This is a genomic window from Cupriavidus sp. SS-3, from assembly GCF_035818815.1.
Lineage (GTDB): Bacteria > Pseudomonadota > Gammaproteobacteria > Burkholderiales > Burkholderiaceae > Cupriavidus > Cupriavidus taiwanensis_C.
This window is the reverse complement of the sequence record NZ_JAYLVT010000002.1, coordinates 416509-438026: the sequence shown is the minus strand read 5'-3', so window position 1 is coordinate 438026 and position 21518 is coordinate 416509. Positions and strand designations below refer to the sequence as shown.

Annotated in this window: 22 protein-coding genes; 14 read left to right on the top strand and 8 right to left on the bottom strand. The window is 68.5% G+C overall.

Annotated elements, in window-relative coordinates:
- Window positions 1-14: 14 nt before the first annotated feature.
- Both U9J39_RS05400 and U9J39_RS05395 read right to left on the bottom strand, forming a co-directional pair.
- Window positions 15-443, bottom strand: coding sequence for a DUF4399 domain-containing protein (locus tag U9J39_RS05400; RefSeq protein WP_092307142.1), 429 nt, complete (start codon window positions 441-443; stop codon window positions 15-17).
- Window positions 444-501: 58 nt separating this feature from the next.
- Window positions 502-927, bottom strand: coding sequence for a DUF4399 domain-containing protein (locus tag U9J39_RS05395; protein ID WP_115710260.1), 426 nt, complete (start codon window positions 925-927; stop codon window positions 502-504).
- A gap of 256 nt (window positions 928-1183) precedes the next feature.
- On the opposite strand from U9J39_RS05395, the gene U9J39_RS05390 reads away from it, so the two are divergent.
- Window positions 1184-2485, top strand: coding sequence for a formylglycine-generating enzyme family protein (locus tag U9J39_RS05390; protein WP_442784884.1), 1302 nt, complete (start codon window positions 1184-1186; stop codon window positions 2483-2485).
- A 49-nt stretch (window positions 2486-2534) separates the two neighbouring features.
- Here the strand turns inward: U9J39_RS05390 and U9J39_RS05385 are convergent, their stop codons facing one another.
- Window positions 2535-4619, bottom strand: a complete 2085-nt coding sequence (locus U9J39_RS05385; protein WP_116312862.1) for a serine/threonine protein kinase — start codon at window positions 4617-4619, stop codon at window positions 2535-2537.
- A 408-nt stretch (window positions 4620-5027) separates the two neighbouring features.
- Here U9J39_RS05385 and U9J39_RS05380 point away from each other — a divergent pair, with 408 nt between their 5' ends.
- The 5 genes from U9J39_RS05380 (at window position 5028) to U9J39_RS05360 (ending at window position 9022) form a co-directional block, all read left to right on the top strand.
- Complete coding sequence (locus U9J39_RS05380; protein WP_115710266.1) at window positions 5028-5297, top strand: hypothetical protein; 270 nt, start codon at window positions 5028-5030, stop codon at window positions 5295-5297.
- A gap of 56 nt (window positions 5298-5353) precedes the next feature.
- Window positions 5354-5623: a hypothetical protein gene (locus U9J39_RS05375; protein WP_111521419.1), complete on the top strand. Its 270-nt coding sequence runs from the start codon at window positions 5354-5356 to the stop codon at window positions 5621-5623.
- Window positions 5624-5710: 87 nt separating this feature from the next.
- Window positions 5711-5983, top strand: coding sequence for a hypothetical protein (locus tag U9J39_RS05370; protein WP_062801221.1), 273 nt, complete (start codon window positions 5711-5713; stop codon window positions 5981-5983).
- 106 nt (window positions 5984-6089) lie between these two features.
- Window positions 6090-6332, top strand: coding sequence for a hypothetical protein (locus U9J39_RS05365; RefSeq protein WP_115680724.1), 243 nt, complete (start codon window positions 6090-6092; stop codon window positions 6330-6332).
- Between the two features lie 803 nt (window positions 6333-7135).
- Entirely contained in the window at window positions 7136-9022 is a 1887-nt protein-coding gene (locus U9J39_RS05360) for a DEAD/DEAH box helicase (protein ID WP_115680725.1), read from the top strand.
- 79 nt (window positions 9023-9101) lie between these two features.
- Here the strand turns inward: U9J39_RS05360 and U9J39_RS05355 are convergent, their stop codons facing one another.
- The gene (locus U9J39_RS05355) at window positions 9102-10358 is read right to left on the bottom strand and encodes an SUMF1/EgtB/PvdO family nonheme iron enzyme (RefSeq protein WP_115710270.1); all 1257 of its coding nucleotides are present in this window, start codon (window positions 10356-10358) and stop codon (window positions 9102-9104) included.
- 165 nt (window positions 10359-10523) lie between these two features.
- A complete protein-coding gene (gene egtD / locus U9J39_RS05350) occupies window positions 10524-11618 on the bottom strand; it encodes an L-histidine N(alpha)-methyltransferase (protein WP_115680727.1) in 1095 nt (364 codons plus the stop codon).
- Between the two features lie 577 nt (window positions 11619-12195).
- Here egtD and U9J39_RS05345 point away from each other — a divergent pair.
- The 3 genes from U9J39_RS05345 to U9J39_RS05335 all read left to right on the top strand — a co-directional run bounded on the left by U9J39_RS05345 (window position 12196) and on the right by U9J39_RS05335 (window position 14333).
- On the top strand, window positions 12196-12903 hold the full coding sequence (locus U9J39_RS05345; RefSeq protein ID WP_115710272.1) for a TerC family protein: 708 nt from the start codon (window positions 12196-12198) through the stop codon (window positions 12901-12903).
- Window positions 12904-13041: 138 nt separating this feature from the next.
- A complete protein-coding gene (locus U9J39_RS05340; protein ID WP_115710273.1) occupies window positions 13042-13836 on the top strand; it encodes a thymidylate synthase in 795 nt (264 codons plus the stop codon).
- Window positions 13833-14333, top strand: coding sequence for a dihydrofolate reductase (locus U9J39_RS05335; protein WP_116312864.1), 501 nt, complete (start codon window positions 13833-13835; stop codon window positions 14331-14333). Before U9J39_RS05340 ends, U9J39_RS05335 begins: the two co-directional genes overlap by 4 nt.
- A 62-nt stretch (window positions 14334-14395) precedes the next feature.
- On the opposite strand, the gene pmbA is transcribed toward U9J39_RS05335, so the two are convergent.
- Entirely contained in the window at window positions 14396-15763 is a 1368-nt protein-coding gene (pmbA, locus tag U9J39_RS05330; protein ID WP_326346665.1) for a metalloprotease PmbA, read from the bottom strand.
- A gap of 58 nt (window positions 15764-15821) precedes the next feature.
- Here pmbA and yjgA point away from each other — a divergent pair, with 58 nt between their 5' ends.
- Both yjgA and mog read left to right on the top strand, forming a co-directional pair.
- Complete coding sequence (gene yjgA / locus U9J39_RS05325; protein WP_442784883.1) at window positions 15822-16436, top strand: ribosome biogenesis factor YjgA; 615 nt, start codon at window positions 15822-15824, stop codon at window positions 16434-16436.
- Complete coding sequence (gene mog, locus U9J39_RS05320; RefSeq protein WP_115710281.1) at window positions 16433-17071, top strand: molybdopterin adenylyltransferase; 639 nt, start codon at window positions 16433-16435, stop codon at window positions 17069-17071. The genes yjgA and mog overlap by 4 nt, the downstream gene beginning before the upstream one ends.
- Window positions 17072-17117: 46 nt before the next feature.
- Here mog and U9J39_RS05315 read toward each other — a convergent pair whose 3' ends face one another.
- Window positions 17118-17999, bottom strand: coding sequence for an AEC family transporter (locus U9J39_RS05315; protein ID WP_115710283.1), 882 nt, complete (start codon window positions 17997-17999; stop codon window positions 17118-17120).
- 80 nt (window positions 18000-18079) lie between these two features.
- Window positions 18080-18706, bottom strand: a complete 627-nt coding sequence (gene orn, locus U9J39_RS05310) for an oligoribonuclease (RefSeq protein ID WP_115710285.1) — start codon at window positions 18704-18706, stop codon at window positions 18080-18082.
- Between the two features lie 220 nt (window positions 18707-18926).
- On the opposite strand from orn, the gene U9J39_RS05305 reads away from it, so the two are divergent.
- Genes U9J39_RS05305 through U9J39_RS05295 form a run of 3 tightly spaced genes read left to right on the top strand, consistent with a single transcriptional unit; the run spans window position 18927 to window position 21480 of the window.
- Window positions 18927-20174: a M48 family metallopeptidase gene (locus U9J39_RS05305; RefSeq protein WP_116312867.1), complete on the top strand. Its 1248-nt coding sequence runs from the start codon at window positions 18927-18929 to the stop codon at window positions 20172-20174.
- Window positions 20171-21142 (top strand): ribosome small subunit-dependent GTPase A, encoded by a 972-nt coding sequence (gene rsgA / locus U9J39_RS05300; RefSeq protein ID WP_115710289.1) that lies wholly within the window; start codon window positions 20171-20173, stop codon window positions 21140-21142. The genes U9J39_RS05305 and rsgA overlap by 4 nt, the downstream gene beginning before the upstream one ends.
- Window positions 21143-21174: 32 nt before the next feature.
- Window positions 21175-21480, top strand: coding sequence for a putative signal transducing protein (locus tag U9J39_RS05295; RefSeq protein WP_062801252.1), 306 nt, complete (start codon window positions 21175-21177; stop codon window positions 21478-21480).
- Window positions 21481-21518 lie beyond the last annotated feature (38 nt).

Sequence of the window (21518 nt, the reverse complement as noted above, 5' to 3'; positions counted from 1 at the left end):
CGCCTGCAGCAGGCTTACTTCACGTAGATCGTGATCCGCTTGGAATACACCGGCGGGTTGGTCGGTATGTGCTTGTCATCGCCCATCAGCAACTGCAGCGTGTGCTTGCCCGGCGCCAGCTCGATCATGGTTTCGGTCTCGCCCGCGCCGAAATGCAGGTGATTGCGGTCGTTGGGAATTTCCTTGTCCATCGGCGGCAACTCTACGTCGATCAGCAGGTGATGGTGCCCGGTATTGGGAAACTTCACGTCCTTGGGCGCCACCCCCATGTTGCGCAGCCCGAACCACACCTTGAACGGCTTTCCGGCGGGCAGGGTCTGCCCGTCATTGGGCCAGCCGATATACAGGTAGGCATTGGGCGGCGCGGCCGTGGGGCCGCCCTGCACCCACGCGGACAGCAACAGGCTGACGGCGAAGACAGCCGCGGCAAGTAGTCGGGACATGGCGCTCTCCCTGTCTGTTGATCGGCATCTGCGAGCGTGCGCGGCGCACGCTGCGTCGCTATTTCACCGTGATCGTGATCTTCTTCGAATAGATCGGCGGCTCGAACGGAACATGCTTCGCGTCGCCCATCAGCAATTGCAGCGTGTGCTTGCCGGGCGGCAGTTCGATGCGCGCATCGGTCTCGCCCGCGCCGAAGTGCAGGTGGTTCTTGTCCGAAGGGATTTCCTTGTCGAGCGGTGGCAGCTCGGTGTCGATCAGCAGGTGATGGTGTCCGCAGCGCGGCGATTCGACGCCCTTCGGGCAGACGCCCATATTGCGCAGGCCCATGCGCACCCAGAACTTGCCGCCGCCGATGACAGCGCCGTCGTACGGCCAGATGATATAGACCTCGGCATTGGGCGGCGCCGCCGTCGGCAACGACAGCGAAGGCGCAGCGGCCAGCGTGGCGGCCGCCAGCAGGCGGAGCAGGAATCGTCTGGACATACGCGTCGCCTCCCCGAGATTTATCCCGAAACCCGATCACGTTGTCCCGAAAGCCCCTTGTTGTTGCTTGTTGGTCAGCGCTCGGCGATTCGTCATTCAGGTTAGAACGCAAGCGCGGAAAAGGCGACCCCGGTTTGCGGCGGCGGCCTCGCAATGCTCCGCCGCATCCACACCCGCTGTGCTATCTTGAAGCAAGCCGGTCGACGTCCTGCCACACCCCGATGTGCCCAGCGCATGCCGGCGGGTACGGCATGCAATGGAATCGCGGCGGCTCCAGCGAGGTGTGAAGATGTGGCGCAACCTACCAGTGGTACGCGTGGCTGCGATGATTCCGATGGCCGCCACGGCCGCGCTGCTCGCCACGGCAATGCCCGCGGCTGGCGAATCGGCGCAAGATTCGGCGGCGCAAGATTCGGCGGCGCAAGATTCGGCGGCGCAAGACCGGACACTGCTCGCCGGCATCATGCCGAAGAACACCGACGAGCAGTATGAGCTGAGCTTCTGGGAATCGATCAAGAACAGCAACTACGCCGCCGACTACGAGGCCTACCTGAAGCAGTACCCCAACGGGCGATTCGCGGGACTGGCCAGGGCACGGCTCGAGCGCCTGGCGGGCAGCGCCCCCGCGCCCAAGGCACAGGCGCCCGCGCCACGCGCCGGCGCCGCGCCCGGCGGACAAGCGTCGCGATCCCCGGCGCCTGCTGCGGCTTCGGCGCCCCCGCCCAAGGCCGCGCCGCCTGCGCCAGCGGCCGCGCGTCCTGCAGCGCCCGCACCAGCGCCAGCGGCCCAGGCGCCGCGCGCCGGCGCGGCGGGCGACGGCGTGGTCAGTACCACGCTGCGCACCGCGGAGATCCGCGATTGCCCGGCCTGCCCGGCGCTGGTGACGGTGCCGGCGGGCAGCTTCACCATGGGCAGCAGCGCCAGCGACCCGGCCGAAAAGCCGCCGCATCAGGTCTCGATCGCCCAGCCCTTTGCCATCGGCCGCTATGAAGTCACGGTCGAACAGTGGAACGCCTGTGCCGACGCCGGCGGCTGCCAGCGCATTCCCACCGTCGCCGACAGCGCCAGGAACGCACCGGTACGCGACGTCAGCTGGGACGACGCCCAGCAGTACGTGGCATGGCTCAGCAAGACCACCGGCAAGAACTACCGGCTGCCCACCGAAGCGGAATGGGAATACGCGGCGCGCGGCGGCAGTGCCTCCACTTACTGGTGGGGCGACCAGATGCGCAAGGGCAATGCCAACTGCAAGGACTGCGGCGATCCGTGGAGCCAGGATGCGCCGGCGCCGGTGGGTTCGTTCGCGGCCAATCCCTACGGCCTGCATGACGTCAACGGCAGCGTGTGGGAATGGGTGGCCGATTGCTGGCACAGCTCGTACAAGGGCGCGCCCGCCGACGGGCGCGCATGGAACGAGAACGCCTGCGGCGCGCGTGTCATCCGCGGCGGCTCGTGGCGCGAAGGCGCCAGCTACATGGTGTCGTCGACACGCTTCAAGTACAGCCCGAGCGTGCGGCAATCGCAGAACGGTTTTCGCGTGGCACGCGACATGAAGTAGCAAGCCGCTGCGGCGTAAAGCGCAAGCCCGCGCACCGTGGTCAGCGCCGTCAGCGTGCGCGCGTGGAAATCTGCACCAGGTCCGCGCTGATGCGGTCGCGGCCATACGTGCGCGCCATCTGCGCCAGCGGCTTTTCCAGCGCCCGCAAATACTCCTGCCGCGACTCGACCTCGGCCCGGCGCGCCGCGAACAGCGGCGCCGGCGTGGTCAGCAGCACCACCAGTTCGTTGCCGAAGGGTGCCGATACGACCCAGTCGCCGCTGTCGCCGATGGTGGCGTGATACGCCGGCGGCGCCTGGTGAGCCGGTATGCGCTGGCTCGGCACCATATGCGCCACCTTGCCGTCGGCGGCAAAGTAATCGACATAGACATAGGAATCCTGCGCCGGCGTGCGCAGGTCGAGCACCATCGGCGCGCCCTCGGTCAGTTGGGTGCCCTTGCCGCGCAACTGCAGCGAAGACGCCGTCTCGCCCTGCCGGTTGCCAGACCAGTACGGCGCGATCATCCTGGCCACTTCGCATTTGTCGGCGGCCAGCGGCTGGGCGTCGACCACTACCTCGCGCAGCGCCTTGGCGCCGGGCAAGCCACTGAGCTGTTCGCGCAGGCGCGCGGCACCCACGCTTTCCGCCAGGTAGCCGCGCACGTGCAGGGTCTGGTCCTGGCGCGCGCCGGCAAGCAGCGAGCACGGCACCGCGGCCAGCAGCTTGCCGACCTCGGCCATCGACAACTCCGCCGGCGCGGCTGGCGCGGGCGCTGGCGGCGCCGGCACGGGCGCGGCAGGCGGCTCCGCCGCCGGCGCGGCAGCGCTGAGCGGCGCCGTCGTACCGGCATCCGCGGCCGGGGCTTCGGCCTGCCGTTGCGACTGCCAGGCGTAGTAGCCGAGTGCCGCCACGCCTGCCAGCGCGGTCAGCACGCCACCCGCCACCAACGGCCCGGAGCGGCGCGCCGGACCGCTTACGGCGGCCGACGCCACGCTCATGCCCTGCAGGAAGCGCGCGACCGTCGGCGTGCGCGTCTCGCGGTCGAGCGAAAGTGCTTCACGCAGGGTCTTCCATTGCGTGCGGCCCAGCTGCGGCAGCGGCGCCGGCTTGAGCCCCGCTTCGCGCGCCTGGTTGGCCGACAGCCGCTGGTAGGGATGCTTGCCGCTCAGCAGTTCGTAGGTCACGCAGGCCAGCGCGTAGATATCGTCGCGCGGGTCGGGCTCGCGATGCTCGAACATCTCGGGGCTGGCATAGGCCGGCGTCATGCCGCCCAGCGAACCGGGATCGAATACGGTGCGGTCGGACTCGTCGGCCGGCGGCAGGAAGCCGCGTGCGATGCCGAAGTCGATCACCTTGACCTCGCCGTTGCCGGTCAGGAAGACATTGGCGGGCTTGAAGTCGCAGTGCACGAAGCCGCGCTCGTGCGCATACGCCAGCGCATTGCCCATGCCCTGGATGATGGGCATGGCGCGCGCCATCGGCATGCCGGCAAAGCCCGGGGCCTTGAGTACATGGTTGAGCGACGAGCCCGACAGGTACTCCATGGTGAGGAAGACCACCGGCCCGTCGCGGTCGAAGTCATAGACCGTGACGATGTTCCGGTGCGCCAGCGTCTGCGCCTTGCGCGCCTCGCGCTGCAGCGCCATCAGCGACTTGGGATGGCCGCTGAATTGCAGGTTCAGCACCTTGATGGCGATATAGGGCCGGCGGTCCGAGGCTTCCAGCTTGCGCAGGTCGAGCGCCTTGTAGACCGTGCCCATGCCGCCGACGCCCAGGCATTCCTCCAGCACGAAGCGGCCGTTGAGCGTATCGCCCACGCCCTTGGTGGCCGGCGTCTGCGGCAGCGTGCCGGGTTCGGGCGAGGCCGCATACATCGAGCCGGTCTCGGTGCCGGCCAGGCGCGTGGCGTCGGTGGCGCCATCGTATTGGGTGGCGCCGCGGCGCTCGATGCGCCGCATCACTTCGGCATAGACCGCGGGCGGAAACGGAAAGCGCGTGTTTTCCTCGATCACCACCCGGGCCGCCTGGCTCGGCGTGGTGGGGTCTTGCGCCAGCGCCGTTTCGAACGACGCGACGAACTCGTCGTCGGAGAGACCACCGTTCTGGAACTTGCGGATCAGGTCTTTGAGACTGGCCACGGAATGCCCTGACATGGTTGCTGGCAGGGCCTGTCCCACCGTGCGGATATGCCCTCTCCTCGCTGGATACTAGTGCGCACCCAAGGCATGCGCAAACCGTGCGAGGACGGCATGCCACCGCACCTCGGCGCGCTTTGCATGCGCCATCGCCGCCTGCGCGCGGCACTGTCGCGGCGGCACCAACACCGGCGCCCCCAGTGTTGGCCGCGGCCCGTCACAGCGGGCCGCCGGCAGCGCCGCGCGGGGGGTGGCCGCGAGCCGACATCGGCCGCGAATACCCCTTGTTTTCAGGCACTTGCGTGCGCGCAGCGCGCGCGCCCATAGCCCTGGCACAGTCCCTGCGTTTGTCCCTCCCGAGCGCGACACCAACCCGATGCTCGAACCCCAAACCCAAGGCAACACCTTCCTCTACTGGAGACCATCATGACCACGCTGACCATCAAGGACCTGTCCTCCGCCGCAACCCTCGACAGCAAGCGCATGCACGCCGTGCGCGGCGGCATGTCGTACCTGCCCTTCGCCGCTGTCTACAGCCCGGTAAAGCTGTCGATCGACAAGAGCATCACCGCCGTGCAGGAGATCGCGCAGATGCAGTCCGTCACCAACCTGAACGGCAACGGCTCGGCCTTCCTGGACCACGTCAAGTCCGACGTGCGCACCAACCAGAACGCCACCAACAACATCTTCGGCTGAGCCTTCGCGCCCCGCTGACTGAATCCAGACACTGACTACCGATACCGGAGACCATCATGACCACGCTGACCATCCAGGACCTGTCCGCCGCCGCAACCCTCGACCGCAAGCGCATGCACGCCGTGCGCGGCGGCATGTCGTACCTGCCCTTCGCTGCCGTCTACATGCCGATCAAGGCGTCGGTCGACAAGAGCATCAGCGCCGTGCAGAGCATCGCGCAGATGCAGTCCGTCACCAACCTGAACGGCAATGGCTCGGCCTTCCTGGACCACGTCAAGTCCGACGTGCACACCAACCAGAACGCCACCAACAACATCTTCGGCTGAAACCCGATGCGCAGCGCGCGCAGAGCCTGCCCGACCGCAGCAATCTCCGCGCCTGCCACCCCCACACCGATTCAAAGGAGCCCCATCATGTCAACCATCCTCGTCCGCGACCTTGCCCTGAGCAAGGAACTCGACCGTGCCTCGCTGGGTGCCGTACGCGGCGGCAGCTCGTGGCTCAGCCGCGGTGTCGGCGATGTCGGCCCGCTCGCCAATGTCACCGTCAACGTCAACCAGAACATCGCGCAGCTGCAAAGCATCAACGTCAACACGCTCAACAACAGCTTTGTCGGCCCCGGCGTCGGCCCGGTGCGCGTCAATGTCAACCCGTCGCAATGGGCCGGCAACTTTGCCGCCGTCTGAGCGCAGCGCGCGGCGGCCCGCGGCAGGATCGCGGGACCGCCTCGGCGCCTATACTGAAGCGGTCCCGCGGCCGCAAGGCCGTGGTCCCGCTTGACCGGAGACAGCCATGGCAGTGATCGTCATCAAGGATTTGCCCGACAGCATGGATCTCGACCGGCAGGCCATGACCACCATCCTCGGTGGCGGGCGCACTGCCGGCGGCCAGGCATGGCATGGCTTGCGGCGCCAGGGCGCCGCGCGCATCGTCGACTACCCGGGTGGCCTGCCCGGCAACCGCCATGTGATGCCGCGCGAGGCGCCGCTTGGCCGGCTGCCGCGCAAGTCCGCGGGCAAGGATGCCGGGGACTGAAGCGACCGCCGGCCCAAATGAAAAGCCCGCCATCTCTGGCGGGCTTTGGATGCGGACGGGCCCGGACCGCCTGGGTCACGCGGTCAGCAGTTCGGTCATTCTGTGTCCATGCAGGCTTCCCATGATTCCGCCCATGACGCGGACGCCCATCCGGACCACCCGGAGAGTCGCAGGAAGACTGGCGCCTGGAGTCAATGACCGCAGTGCTTGCCGCGAACAGCGGCGCAATGCCGCTGAAGGAGGTCAAGCGGGAACGTTTTCGTCCGCCCCGTGCGGGCATCCTGTGTGCTCGCGCCTAAAGTATAGGCGGGGCATTTCCGCTTTCAACCAGCGGGCCGGTCACTGCTACGCAGGTGCTGCAGCGCAGACATATCCGGTTACGTTTTCGCAGTGCAACAAAATTCTGGCACTCTGCTATAATCCGCGCCGTGAGTTTCGCAACTGTGAGATCCGCCAAGCGCCCGGCTTCCTGCCCGGCGAATCCGCTGCCCTCCCAAGCTCTGTTTCCTCGCTGCCGGACGCCTAGTCATCACAAATGGCCCCAGCCGCCCAGCAGAACGCACCGCTCACCTGACGTCGCCTCGTCTCCGATCCTGTTGAACAGCCTGAACTGAGCTGTTTGCCTGCCAGGGACATGGCCGGACCGCCCCGCGGTTACCAGCCACCACCCTGCCTGCCGCCGTACTGCCAGCTGTGTCTGTCGTAACGGCCTCACCGATTGGCGCCGAAGCCTTTTTAAGACTTTGCACTGCGCCCACCCCATTCTGCGTTCGGGGTGCCATGCATTTATTTGACCATTCGACATGACCCAGCACGACATTCGTGCGGAGCAAGCTATTGCCTCCGCGACCGACGCTTCGATCACTTCCGACGCTGCCCAGAGCCCGCTCGACAAGCTCGACGCCCTGCTCAACCCCAGCCCGGCAGTTGAAGAAGCCCCGGCCGTGGAAAGCGGTTTCGCCAAGCTTGGCCTCGATGCGGCCATCCTGCGCGCCCTCTCCGAACTGAACTACAACACGCCCACGCCGGTGCAGGCCCAGGCCATCCCGGCCTTCCTGGCCGGCCGCGACCTGCTGGTCTCGAGCCAGACCGGCTCGGGCAAGACCGCCGCGTTCATGCTGCCCGCGATCCAGCGCATCAGCGAAATGCCGGCGCCGCAGCGCGCCACCGAGCCCGCCAAGCGCATGAAGGGCAAGCGCCCCCGTCCGGCCCCGGCCCAGCCGGCGCTGCTGGTGCTGACGCCCACGCGCGAACTGGCGCTGCAGGTGACCGAGGCCGCCGCCAAGTACGGCCGCAACCTGCGCCGCATCGTCTGCGCCAGCATCCTGGGCGGCATGCCCTACCCCAAGCAGCTGGCCATGCTGGCCAAGATGCCTGACATCCTGGTGGCGACGCCGGGGCGCCTGCTCGACCATATCGATGCCGGCCGCATCGACCTGTCGGCGCTGCAGATGCTGGTGTTCGACGAAGCCGACCGCATGCTCGACATGGGCTTTGCCGACGACATCGACGCCATCGTCAATGCCACCCCGGCTTCGCGCCAGACGCTGATGTTCTCGGCCACGCTGGATGCGCGCATCGCCCAGCTGGCGTCGCGCCAGCTGAAGGATCCGCAGCGCATCGAGATCGCCGCGGCCCGCGCCGACCAGAGCCATATCGAGCAGCGCCTGCACTTCACCGACGACATGTCGCACAAGGAGCGCCTGCTGGACCACCTGCTGCGCGACGCGTCGCTCAAGCAGGCCATCGTCTTCACCGCGACCAAGCGCGATGCCGATTCGCTGGCCGAGCGCCTGTCCGACACCGGCTTCTCCGCCGGCGCGCTGCACGGCGACATGACCCAGGGCGCGCGCAACCGCACCCTGACCGCGCTGCGCCGCGGCAACCTGCGCGTGCTGGTGGCCACCGACGTGGCCGCGCGCGGCATCGACGTGCCCGATATCACCCACGTGGTCAACTTCGACCTGCCCAAGCAGGCCGAGGACTACGTGCACCGCATCGGCCGTACCGGCCGCGCGGGCCGCTCGGGCATCGCCATCAACCTGGTCAACCACAACGACATGTTCCAGTGGCGCCGGATCGAGCGCTTCACCAACCAGCGTGTCGACGCGTCGGTGATCGAGGGCCTGGAGCCGCGCCGCGCGCCCAAGCCGCGCTCGAACTTCGGCGGCAAGCCGGGTGGCGGCCGCGGTGATTTCCGCGGCAACGGCGGCGGCAATGGCGGCTACCGTGGCGGCGAACGCAGCTTCGGCGACCGCAAGTTCGGCGGCGACAACCGCACCGGTTTCGGCGAGCGCAAGTTCGGTGGCGAGAGCCGCGGCTTCGGCAACCGCACGGAAGGCGCGCGCCCGTTCGGCGACGACAACCGTGGCGGCTTCGGCAACCGCGAAGGCGGCTACCGTGGCCAGGGCGGCGGCTACCGCGGCGCCAGCGACGGTGCCCGCGGCTTCGGCAACCGTGACGGCGGCCGTCCGTTCGGCGACGATCCGCGCGGCGGCTTCGGCAACCGTGACGGCAACCGCGGCTTCGGCGAAGGCCGTGGCAATGGCGGCGGCTACCGTGGCAATGGCGGCAGCGGCGAAGGCCGCAGCTTCGGCAACCGCGACGGCAACCGCGGCTTTGGCGGTGGCTTCGCCGGCAACGGCGGCAACGGCGGCAACCGCAACAGCCGCTCGCGCTACGAGCGTTGAGCGCGCGGTGCGCTGAGCGCACCTGCCGCATGACAAAACAGGGCACCTTCGGGTGCCCTGTTTTTTTTTGCTGGCGCTGCTACAACGCGCAGGTACGAAAGCCGATGAAGGACAGGTCGTCCTCGGGCAGCCTCGCCCAGCGCGCGCGCACATGGCGCAGCCGCGCCGGGCTGGCGAACGAGACCGCGCGCACCGCCTGGTGCGTGCCGAAGCGCCCCACCATGTCGCCGTCGGACGGCGCGGCGACAAAGCCGGCATACGGCTCGTACGGCGTGGCGGTCCACTCGCGCAGCGCGCCCCACTGCAGGCCGCGGTTCTGGGTCGCGGCGAGTTCCCATTCCGATTCCGCCGGCAGGCGCCGGCCGGCCCAGATGCACCACGCCTGCGCCTCGTACAGCGTGACGTGGCGCACCGCCTCGTCGGGATTGAGCGTGCGCAGCGTGCCGAAGCGTTCCAGCATCCATGCGCGCGACTCCGGATGGCGCGACCAGTAGCGCGGCGCGGAGCGTTCCTGCGTCATCAGCCATTGCCGCCCCGCCGACGACCACCAGGCCGGATGCTCGTAGCCGCCGTCCTCGACGAATTCGAGGAACTGCGCGTTGCTGACCAGCGCCATGTCGATTTCGAACGCGGGCACGTAGGTCGGCTGAGGCGGCAACTCATCGGGCCAGGCAAAGCCATCGGCATCGCTCCAGCCGAGGGTGAAGCGCCCGCCCGGGAAATGCAGCGTGCCGCCATGTCCGGCGGGCGGCGCCGGCGCGGCGCCGGCGGCCTCCGCGGGGGCCATGCCAAGCGCCTGCAGCAGCGCGGCCACGCCCTCGCCCTGCGCGTCTTCGTGCAGCAGCGCGCGACGGTACGGGTACAGCGTCAGGTCGGTGTCGTCGGGCAGCAGCGCAATCCGGCGCAGCACGCCGTCGAGCACCTCGGCGGCATAGCGCTTGATCACCGCGACGTCGGGCAGCGCGATCTCCCAGCGCTCGTCGGGCCCGATGCGGTCGGGATCGAACCATTCATCGGCGCCGTCCAGCAGCGACGGCTCCGATGCCACCGGCACCGGCACGCCGCCGCGATCGACCTGGCGCACGCCGCGCAGGCACCACCACTCCGCATGCCAGGCAACGTGGCCGAGCGTCCACAGCGGGGGGTCGGCATCGTACTGGCGCGGCACGTCCCAGGCGCGGCGGGTCTGCCCGAACGGCGCCAGCCACGCCAGCGTGCGGCTGCGCGTGTCGACCAGTGCCTGCGCCAGCCCTTCGCGCGGCAGCCGGCGCGGGTCCGACCACGTCGCCTTGCCGCCGGTGAAGTAGAGATCGGGAAGCATGGGAAAGCCGCTCATCGGGAAGTCCGCGCAGGGGGTGGAGGGTGGACAGGCAGCGGTCCGGACGGCCGCGGGCGACCGGGGCGACCGGGACAACCGGGGGCAGCCGCGGCCGGAGGTGGCGCGCCGTGACACGCCGCGCCGGACTGCGGCCATTATGACACTACCCGACCCACGGGCCGGTCAGCCGCGCGCGTGGAACACCGCGAACCAGCCGCGCGGGTCGGACCAGTACACCGGGTCGTCGAAACCGGCGGCTTCGAGCAGCAGTGCGAAGTCCTCCGGGCGGTACTTGTACGAATCCTCGGTATGGATGCGCTCGCCCGCGGCGAACTCGCGCGCGCCGCCGTCCCATTGCACGCGCACGTCGCGGCTTGCCTGCAGGTGCATCTGGATGCGCGAGGCCGCGCGGTCGAAACTGGCCTGGTGGCGCCAGTCGTCCAGCGCGAAATCGGTGCCGACGATGCGGTTCACATTGCGCAGCACATTGCGGTTGAAGGCCGCGGTGACGCCCAGCGCATCGTCATAGGCCGATACCAGCGTGGCTTCGTCCTTGTGCAGGTCCACACCGATCAGCACGCCGTCGCCGCGCCCGGCCGCGCCGCGCAGGCGCTGCAGCAGCGCCAGCGCCTCCACCGGGGCGAAATTGCCGATGCTCGAGCCCGGATAGAAGAACAGGCGCCTGCCGCGCCTGACCTGGGCCGGCAGGTCGAACGGCGCGCACAGGTCGGCGCCCAGCCCGAGCATCGGGATCTCGGGATGCTGCTGCTGCAGCGACGACAACGTCGCGCGCAGAAACTCGACCGAGATATCCACCGCCACGTACTGCGCCGGGCGCAGGCTGCCGAACAACCGCGCCGCCTTCTCGCAGTTGCCGGCGCCCAGGTCCACCAGCACGCAGCCGCTGCCCGCGCGTGCGGCGATGGCGGGCGCCGCGCTGGCAAAGATCGCGGCCTCGGTGCGGGTCGGGTAGTACTCGGGCAGGTCGGTGATGGCTTCGAACAGGCGCGAACCCAGCACGTCGTAGAAGAACTTGGGACTGATCGCCGCCTGCGCGGCGCGCAGGCCGGACAGCACCTGCTCGCGCAGCGCGCCGCTGTCTTCGCGGTACTGCTGCACGAACTCCGGCTGCGGCGGGCGCTGCGCGCGGCCGTTGGCCAGCGCCACCAGCGCCGGCGGCGCCACGGCATGGCCGTTATGGTGGTTCAGGGGCGGGAGGGGGGTCTGTGGAGCTTTGTGGCGCGAGGGCGGGTTGGGCGGGTTCGGGACAACCGGCATGTCGTTTCCTTGTGTGGTCGCAAATGGGCACTGCTTCACTGCGTATTCCCCAAGGCCGCGCTGTGCATGTCGTGCGCGCCGGTCTCCGCAATGCACGCCTGTGCTGTCCGGGGCGCATCGGTCGGAGCCGAACCTCAAGGATAGGCCGATCCGGCGGATCGCGCAGCCCCATGGCCGGGCCCGATACAAAATCGCCATCTACGCGGCGGCGCCCTGGCGCGGCCGGATGGCGCGACGGGGCGAGACGATTACGGCACCCGTGCGAACTTGAGTCAGTATCTTTCCTAATGGGGCATGTCCCTTGCAGTTCGTTTATAATCCCGCCCAACGCGGCCCTGAACCGGCCGTGCCCTCAAAGGGGAGTAGCTCCGGGGCTGATGCCCTTAGCACAATCGTCATTCCGGGACCGCAGTCCCCGGTTGTGCTGACTACCGGCGCGCATACCGCGCCAGTGGTCGAGCAAGACCTTTGCAACCTGGACTTCATGGTTTGCAAAGGCGCCCCCACGCTCCCGTGCCCGTGAATCCAGGCGAACCCAATGCGCGCGCTTGCGCTGATTCGTACCTGAGGAGAGTTCATGGAGTGGTTTACCGATCTGTTCACGATGCAGTTCCTGACGGCGCTGCTGTCCATCGTCGTCATTGACCTGGTGCTGGCCGGGGACAATGCCATCGTGATCGCGCTGGCGGCACGCAACCTGCCGCCCCACCTGCAGAAGAAGGCCATTATCTGGGGTACCGTGGGTGCCGTGGTGGTCCGCTCGGCCATGACGATCGGCGTGGTCTGGCTGCTGAAGATTCCGGGCCTGATGCTGGTGGGCGGCCTGGCGCTGGTGTGGATTGCCTACAAGCTGCTGTCCGACGACAGCGGCGAAGAAGGGCACGGCGCGGGCGCAGCGACCCTGTGGGGCGCGATGAAAACCATCATCATCGCCGACGCGGTGATGGGCGTGGACAACGTGCTGGCCGTGGCCGGCGCCGCGCACGGCAGCTTCCTGCTGGTGGTGCTGGGCCTGCTGATCAGCATCCCCATCGTGGTGTGGGGCTCGAGCCTGGTGCTCAAGCTGATGGCCCGCTTCCCGGTCATCATCTACCTGGGCGCCGGCGTGCTGGCGTTCACGGCGGTCAAGATGATCGTGCACGAGCCGATGATCAAGGCGTTCTTCGAAGCCAACCCGGTGGTCAACTGGGGCCTGTACGTGCTGATCGTCGGCGGCGTGCTGGGCGCCGGCTACCTGGTGCAGAAGCGCCGCGAGCAGCAGCAGGAGCCGGCCGGCAGCCACTAAGCCTGCCCCGGCGCCAGGGCCCCGTGCCCTGGCCCTGCCGCAAAAGACGGGCCGCCCGGAGGGGCGGCCCGTCTTGCTTTAAAATGCCAGCTTTGCGGGCCCTCGCGCCCGCGCCACCTTCCATCCCGCCCCGCGCCGATGAAACAGTACCTCGACTTCATGCGCCATGTTTACGAGCATGGCACCGACAAGGCCGACCGCACCGGCACCGGCACGCGCTCGGTGTTCGGCTACCAGATGCGCTTCGACCTGCGCGAAGGCTTCCCGGTGGTCACCACCAAGAAGCTGCACCTGAAGTCGATCATCTATGAACTGCTGTGGTTCCTGCAGGGCTCGACCAACGTGCGCTGGCTGCAGGAGCACGGCGTCACCATCTGGGACGAGTGGGCCGACGAGCACGGCGAACTGGGCCCGGTCTACGGCTCGCAATGGCGTTCGTGGCCCGCGCCGGATGGCCGCCATATCGACCAGATCACCGAGCTGGTGGCGCAGATCCGCGCCAACCCGGATTCGCGCCGGCTGATCGTGTCGGCCTGGAACGTGGCCGACATCCCGCGCATGAAGCTGCCGCCCTGCCATGCGTTCTTCCAGTTCTACGTGGCCGACGGCCGGCTCTCGTGCCAGCTGTACCAGCGCAGCGCCGATATCTTCCTGGGGGTGCCGTTCAATATCGCCAGCTATGCGCTGCTGACCCACATGATGGCGCAGCAGACCGGGCTGGAAGTGGGCGACTTCATCTGGACCGGCGGCGACTGCCACCTGTACAACAATCATTTCGAGCAGGTGCAGACCCAGCTGGCGCGCGCGCCGCTGGCGCTGCCGCAACTGAAGATCCTGCGCCAGCCCGACAGCCTCTTCGATTACCGCTACGAAGACTTCGAACTGGCCGGCTACCAGTCGCACCCCGCGATCAAGGCACCGGTGGCCGTATGACGCTGCTGACACTGGTTGTAGCGCGCGCCCGCAACGGCACCATCGGCCGCGACAATACGCTGCCGTGGCGCCTGCCGGAAGACCTGGCGCACTTCAAGCGCACCACCATGGGCGCGCCCGTGATCATGGGGCGCAAGACCTGGGATTCGATCGGCCGCCCGCTGCCGGGGCGCCGCAATATCGTGGTCAGCCGCAACCCCGGGCTGCGCATCGAGGGGGCCGAGGTGGCGCCTTCGCTGGAAGAAGCCCAGCGCCTGTGCGTGGGCGCCGAGCAGATCTTCCTGATCGGCGGCGCGCAGCTGTATGCCGAGGCCATTCCGAGCGCGGACCGGCTGGTGGTGACCGAGATCGATGCCGATGTGGAGGGCGACGCGTTCTTCCCCGAGATCGACCGCAGCCAATGGATCGAAACCGCGCGCGAGACCCATCATTCGGCGGCGAACGGCTTCGACTACGCCTTCGTCACGTACGAGCGGCCGCCGTCGGAAGAATCTTGACCGGCGCATGAAATAAAAAAAGCGGGCCCTGGCCCGCTTTTTTATTGGGGGATCGATGCCGCTCAGTTGCCCGCGATGGTCATCTGCTCGAGCAGGATCGAGCCGGTTTCCTTGGTGCCGCGCACCAGCGCATCCGCGCCGATCGCGACGATCTGCCGGAACATCTCGGCCATGTTGCCGGCGATGGTGATTTCCTCGACCGGATACTGGATCGCGCCATTCTCGACCCAGTAGCCCGACGCGCCGCGCGAATAGTCGCCGGTGACGTAGTTGACGCCCTGCCCCATCAGCTCGGTCACCAGCAGGCCGGTGCCGAGCTTGCGCAGCATGGCGGGGAAATCGTCGCCGGGCTGGGTCAGGCTGCTCGACAGCGTCAGGTTGTGCGAGCCGCCGGCATTGCCGGTGGTCTGCATGCCGAGCTTGCGCGCCGAATAGGTGGACAGGAAATAGCCCTGCACCACGCCGTCCTTGACCACGTCGCGCTCGCGGGTGCGCACGCCTTCCTCGTCGAACGGCGCGCTGCCCATGGCGCCGGGGGTATGCGGCTGCTCATGGATCTGGATATGCGGGGCGAACACGGCCTGGCCCAGCGAATCGCACAGGAAGGTGGACTTGCGGTACAGCGCGCCGCCCGACACCGCCTGCACGAAGGCGCCCAGCAGCCCCGCGGCCAGCGGCGCCTCGAACAGCACCGGGCAGCGGCGCGTCGACAGCTTGCGCGCCTGCAGCCGCGCCAGCGCGCGCTCGGCGGCGTAGCGGCCGATGTCCTCGGGCGCGGCCAGCGCCAGCGGCGAGCGCTTGGACGAATACCAGTCGTCGCGCTGCATGCCGCTGCCGCTGCCGGCGATCGGCGCGCACGAGATGAAATGGCGCGAATACGGATAGCCGCCGGTGAAGCCGCGCGTGGTCGCCAGCACGAACTGCGAATGCTGGGCCGAGACGCTGGCGCCGTCGCTGTTGCGGATGCGCGGCGATACCGCGAAGGCCGCGGCCTCGGCGCGGGTGGCGATGTCGATCGCGGCTTCGGCGTCGAGCGCCCAGGGGTGGAACAGGTCCAGGTCCTGCGGCGCGCGCTCGAGCAATTCCTCTTCGGCGAGGCCGGCGCAGTCGTCCTCGGCGGTGAAGCGGGCGATGTTGTAGGCCGCCTCGGCGGTGGCGCGCAGCGCGGCCGGCGAGAAGTCGGAGGTGCTGGCGTTGCCGCGGCGCTTGCCGATCATCACCGTGACCCCGACCACCTTGTCGCGGTTCTGCTCGATGGTCTCCACCTGCCCCTTGCGCACCGACACCGACAGGCCGCTGCCTTCGGAAATCTCGGTGGCGGCGTCGGTCGCCCCCAGTTCGCGTGCCACCCGCAGCACATCGGCGGCCATCTCGCTGAGCTGGGCCTGGGTGTAGGTGAAATGCGCGGTCTGTTCGGCGATCTGGTCCATGCTGGGCGGGTGTCATCAAAAGTCCAAGCGGCAATCATAGCAAGATAAAATGCCGGGCATGACGCGAAATTCCCGTAACTCCCAAGGCGCGCGCTTTCCCGGAGGCTTTGCCCCCGAGCCGGAAGACGACGAACCGAAAAGCAAGTCGCAGCGCAAGCGCGACATGACCGCCCTGCAGGACCTCGGCGCCGAACTTGAAGCACTGCCCAAGGACCGCCTGGCGCGCGTGCCGATGCCCGAGGCGCTCGCCGATGCCATCCATGAGGCGCGCCGCATCAACAGCCACGAAGGCAAGCGCCGCCAGATGCAGTACGTCGGCAAGATCATGCGCGGCCTCGAGGACGAAGAGGTCGAGGTGATCCGGCAAGCGCTGGAGGGCTTCAAGGGCACCAGCAAGGCCGAAACCGCCCGCATGCATCTGATCGAGCGCTGGCGCGAGCTGCTGCTGGCCGATGACGCTGCGCTGACGCGTTTCCTCGGCGAGCATCCCGGCATCGACGTGCAGGCGCTGCGCAACACCATCCGCAACGCACGCAAGGAAAAAGAGCTGGGCAAGCCGCCGCGCTATTTCCGCGAGCTGTTCCAGGCAATCAAGACGGCGCTGGACCTGAAGGACGGCAAGGGCCGCGCCGCCGAGGAACCCACCCCCGACCATCCGGAGCCCCAGGCATGACCCAGACCACCCAGCCGGTTGTCCGCCACCACCCCGACGAACTCGTGGTCGGCTTCGTTTCGATCTCGGACCGCGCCTCGGCCGGCACCTACCAGGACGAGGGCATCCCGGCGCTGCGCGACTGGTTCGGACGCACGCTGACCTCGCCCTGGCAGGCGGTGGAGCGCCTGATCCCCGACGAGCAGGCGCAGATCTCGCGCACGCTGATCGAGCTGGTCGACGTGGCCGGCTGCGACCTGGTGCTGACCACCGGCGGCACCGGCCCGGCGCGCCGCGACGTGACGCCCGAGGCCACGCTGGCGGTGGGTACCAAGGAAATGCCTGGCTTTGGCGAGCAGATGCGCCAGGTCAGCCTGCATTTCGTGCCGACCGCGATCCTGTCGCGCCAGGTGGCGGTGATCCGCGAGACCGCCAGCCGCGCCGCGCTGATCATCAACCTGCCCGGCCAGCCGCGCGCCATCCGCGAAACCCTGGAAGGCCTGCGCGATGCCGACGGCAAGCCCGTGGTGCAAGGCATCTTTGCCGCGGTGCCGTATTGCATCGACCTGATCGGCGGCCCCTACATGGAAACCGACGAGGCCATGGTCAAGGCCTGGCGCCCCAAGAACGCCGTGCGGGCCAAGCCAGCGGCCTGATCCGAACGCGTCCGCCCGCCGGCATGCGCCGCGCGGGCATGCCGCCTCAGCGCAGCCCCAGGTACAGCCCCACCGGCACGAACACCACCGCGGCGATATTGCCGAGCAGCACGATCGACGCCACCTGGTCCGGCTCCTGCCGGAAGTGGTCCGCCACCAGGAAATTCAGCACCGCCGGCGGCAACGCCGCAAACACGAACAGCAGGCCGCGCTGCAGTTCGGACAGAGGCACCCACTGCGCCAGCGCCAGCGCCACCGCGATGCCGGTCAGCGGGCACACCGCCGCGCCGACCAGGCCCATGCCCCAGTTGCGCAGGCTCACATCCTTCATGCGCACGCCCAGCGCAAACAGCATCAGCGGCACGGTGGCATCGCCCAGCAGCTTGACCGACTGGTAGACCGGGTCCGGCAGCGTGAACCACGGCCGCGCCAGCGCCAGCGCCACGCCCGCCACGGTGGCCAGCACCATCGGGTTGCGCGCGATCTGCGCCAGCGACGCATGCCGGTTGACGATCTTCATGCCGATGGTGAAGTGCATCAGGTTCGACGCCGCGAACAGCGCCACCGCCGGCGCCAGCCCGGCCGGGCCGAAGGCGAACACGGACAGCGGCAAACCCATGTTGCCGCAGTTGTTGAACATCATCGGCGGCACGAAGGTGCGCGGATCGACCTTCATCCAGCGCGCCAGCCCCCACGCCAGCACGCCCGAGCCCAGCACCACCGCCACCGCGCAAGCCAGCAGCACCAGCTGGTCGGCCAGCACGAAATCCTTGCTGACGAAGGCCGATACCACCAGCAGCGGCGCGATCACGTCCAGCGTGGCGCGGTTGATGCCGGCCATGTCCGGATGGGCCTTGCGCCCGTACAGCCACCCGACCAGGATGATCAGGATGACCGGCGTGATGATGGAGACGATGCGCTCGAACATGGGCAGGCGGACGGGAACGCGCCGCCTGCACGGCACGGCGCGCCGGGAATGGTGATGGGCTTGCGGGAGCCGCGCTCCGCTTACTGCGCCGGCGTGCCGGCGGCCGGGGCCTCGCCGGAGGGCGCCGCGCCGGGCGCGGCGTGCCGGATAAAGTGGGTGCGGTAGTAGCGCAGCTCTTCCACCGACTCAAGGATGTCGGCCAGCGCCGTGTGCAGCTGGCGCTTGACGAAGCCCTTGTGGACGGCGGGCTCCCAGCGCTTGCACAGCTCCTTGAGCGTGGACACGTCCAGGTTGCGGTAGTGGAAGAACGCTTCCAGCTTGGGCATGTAGCGCGCCATGAAACGGCGGTCCTGGCAGATCGAGTTGCCGCACATCGGCGACTTGCCTGCCGGCACCCAGCGCTTGAGGAAGGCCAGCAGCTCGGCCTCGGCCTGCTCTTCGGTCAGGGTCGAGGCCTTGACCTTGTCGATCAGGCCCGAGCGGCCGTGGGTGCCCTTGTTCCAGTTGTCCATGCCGTCGAGCACGGCATCGCTCTGGTGGATCACCAGCACCGGGCCTTCGGCCAGGATATTGAGCTCGGAGTCGGTAATCACCACCGCCACTTCGATGATGCGGTCGGTATCCGGCTGCAGGCCGGTCATTTCCATGTCCAGCCAGATCAGGTTGTTTTCGCTTTTGACGGATTTGGCGGCGGCTTGGCTTGTCATCGGGACTGCGGGAGAAAGGGATTTGGGGAAAGCGGCCGCGGCGGCGCCGGGCGCGAACAATTTATAATTCTCGCATATCCGTCCGGGATGGCTGACCGCGCACCAGCGCGGCGCCGTTTCCGGAATTCCCGGACTGCCGCCTGCCCCACCCCGCGGCGCGGTCCCCACGGGCACCCGTCGCCTGCAGCGCCGGGCGCCCGCACCCACAAGGCGCTTGCCGATGTTCACGATTGTCTTTCTCGCCGCCCTGGTGCTGATGGTGCTGACCAAGCTGTGGCTGGCCGCGCGCCAGGTGCGCCATGTCGCGCAGCACCGCGCTGCCGTGCCGGCGCGCTTTGCCGACACCATCAGCCTGGCCTCGCACCAGAAGGCCGCCGACTACACCATCGCCCGCACGCGGCTGTCGATGCTGGAGGTGCTGGCCGGCGCCGCGGTGCTGATCGCCTTCACCATGCTGGGCGGGTTGCAGTGGCTCAACCAGTTCTGGCTGGGCGTATTCGGCCCGGGCTATGCCTACGGCGTGGCGCTGGTGGCCAGCGTGGCGCTGATCGGCGGCCTGGTCGACCTGCCGTTCTCGCTGTATGGCCAGTTCGGCATCGAGCAGCGCTTCGGCTTCAACAAGATGACCTTCGGGCTGTGGTTGGCCGACCTGGTCAAGATGCTGCTGGTGGCCAGCGCCCTGGGCCTGCCGCTGCTATTGGCGGTGCTGTGGCTGATGGAGCGCGCCGGCTCGCTGTGGTGGGTGTGGACCTGGCTGGTGTGGATGGCCTTCAACCTGTTCCTGCTGGTGGTGTTCCCGACCTTTATCGCGCCGCTGTTCAACAAGTTCGAGCCGCTCGACGACGCGTCGCTGCGCCAGCGCATCGAGAGCCTGATGCAGCGCTGCGGCTTTGCCAGCAAGGGGCTGTTCGTGATGGACGGCAGCAAGCGCAGCGCGCACGGCAATGCCTACTTCACCGGCTTCGGCGCGGCCAAGCGCATCGTCTTCTTCGACACGCTGCTGTCGCGCCTGTCGGGCGACGAGATCGAGGCGGTGCTGGCGCACGAGCTGGGCCATTTCAAGCGCCGCCACGTGGCCAAGCGCATCGCCGTGACCTTCGCGCTGAGCCTGGTGTTCCTGGCGCTGCTGGGCTGGCTGGCGACGCGCAGCTGGTTCTACACCGGGCTGGGGGTGGCGCCCAACCTGGGCGTGTCCAACAGCGCGCTGGCGCTGGTGCTGTTCTTCCTGACGCTGCCGGTCTTCACCTTCCTGCTGGGGCCCCTGTCGAGCCAGTCGTCGCGCCGCCATGAATTCGAGGCCGATGCCTTCGCCGCCGACCAGACCAACGCCAGCCACCTGGTGTCGGCGCTGGTGAAGCTGTACAAGGACAATGCCTCGACGCTGACGCCCGACCCGCTCTACAGCGCCTTCTACTACTCGCATCCGCCCGCGGCGCAGCGGATCGACCGCCTGCTGGCGCACGCATGAGCCGCGCCACGCGTCACCGCAACGCCGGCGGCGGCACCCACGCCGGCACCGCCACCGAATCCGCGCTGATCGTCGCCGCCCATGGCCGCCACTATGTGGTCGAGCTGGCGGACGGCGCGCGCATGCACGCCTTCCCGCGCGGCAAGAAAAGCGACTGCGCGGTGGGCGACCACGTCAGCGTCGAAAGAGCCGCCGCCGACCAGTGCGTGATCACCGGGGTTTCGCCGCGCAAGAACCTGCTGCACCGCTCGGACCAGTTCAAGTCCAAGCTGCTCGCGGCCAATATCGACCAGGTCATCATCGTGCTGGCCACCGAGCCGGGATTCTCCGAAGACCTGCTCGGGCGCGCGCTGGTATCGGCCGAGGCGCTCGGGATCCGGCCGCTGGTGGTGCTCAACAAGACCGACCTGCCCGAACGGCTGGAAGAGGCGCGCGGCCGCCTGGCGCTGTACCGCGGGCTGGGCTACGACACGCTGGAACTGTCGGTGCGCGCCGATCCGGCGCAGGCCCTGGCCGCGCTGCGGCCGCGCGTGGCGGGGCTGGCCAGCATCCTGATCGGGCAATCGGGCATGGGCAAGTCGTCGCTGCTGAACCTGCTGATCCCGGGCGTCGATGCGCAGACGCGCGAGATCTCGGCCAAGCTCGATTCCGGCAAGCACACCACCACCTTCACCCGGCTCTACCACCTGCCGGCGGACTGGGGTACCGTCGATGGCCGCCAGGGGGCGCTGATCGATTCGCCGGGCTTCCAGGAATTCGGGCTCTACCACCTCAGCGAGGGCATGCTGGAACGCGCCTTTCCGGAATTCCGCCCGTTGCTGACCGCGTGCCGCTTCTACAACTGCCATCACGTCAACGAACCCGGCTGCGGCGTGCTGGCCGCGGTGGCCTCCGGCGATATCTCGGAGCGCCGGCACCAGCTCTACACGCAGCTGCTGCACGAATCCAGCCAGCAGAAGCCGTGGTAAGGTAAGCGCACCTGGGTTCCCGGTGCGCTGTCATGAAACTGCTGTTGTCCGCCACGTCCCTCGTCCACGCGGCCCATTGCCAGAACGTCCTGCGCGCGGCCGGCATCCGGGCGGAACTGCGCAATACCTGGCTGGCCGGCGCGACCGGCGAGATCCCGTTCCGCGAGAGCGCGCCGCAGGTGTGGCTGGTCGATGACGAGATGGAGGCGCAGGCGTGGGCGGTGCTCAATGCCGCGGCCAACCCGGTGCCGGGGCCCAGCTGGCAATGCGACCGTTGCGGCGAATGGCACGAGGCGCAGTTCGGCGCGTGCTGGCGCTGCGGCGCGGCGCGCGGCTAACCTGCCTTGCTCGACTGGCCACACTCGCCGGCCGCGCT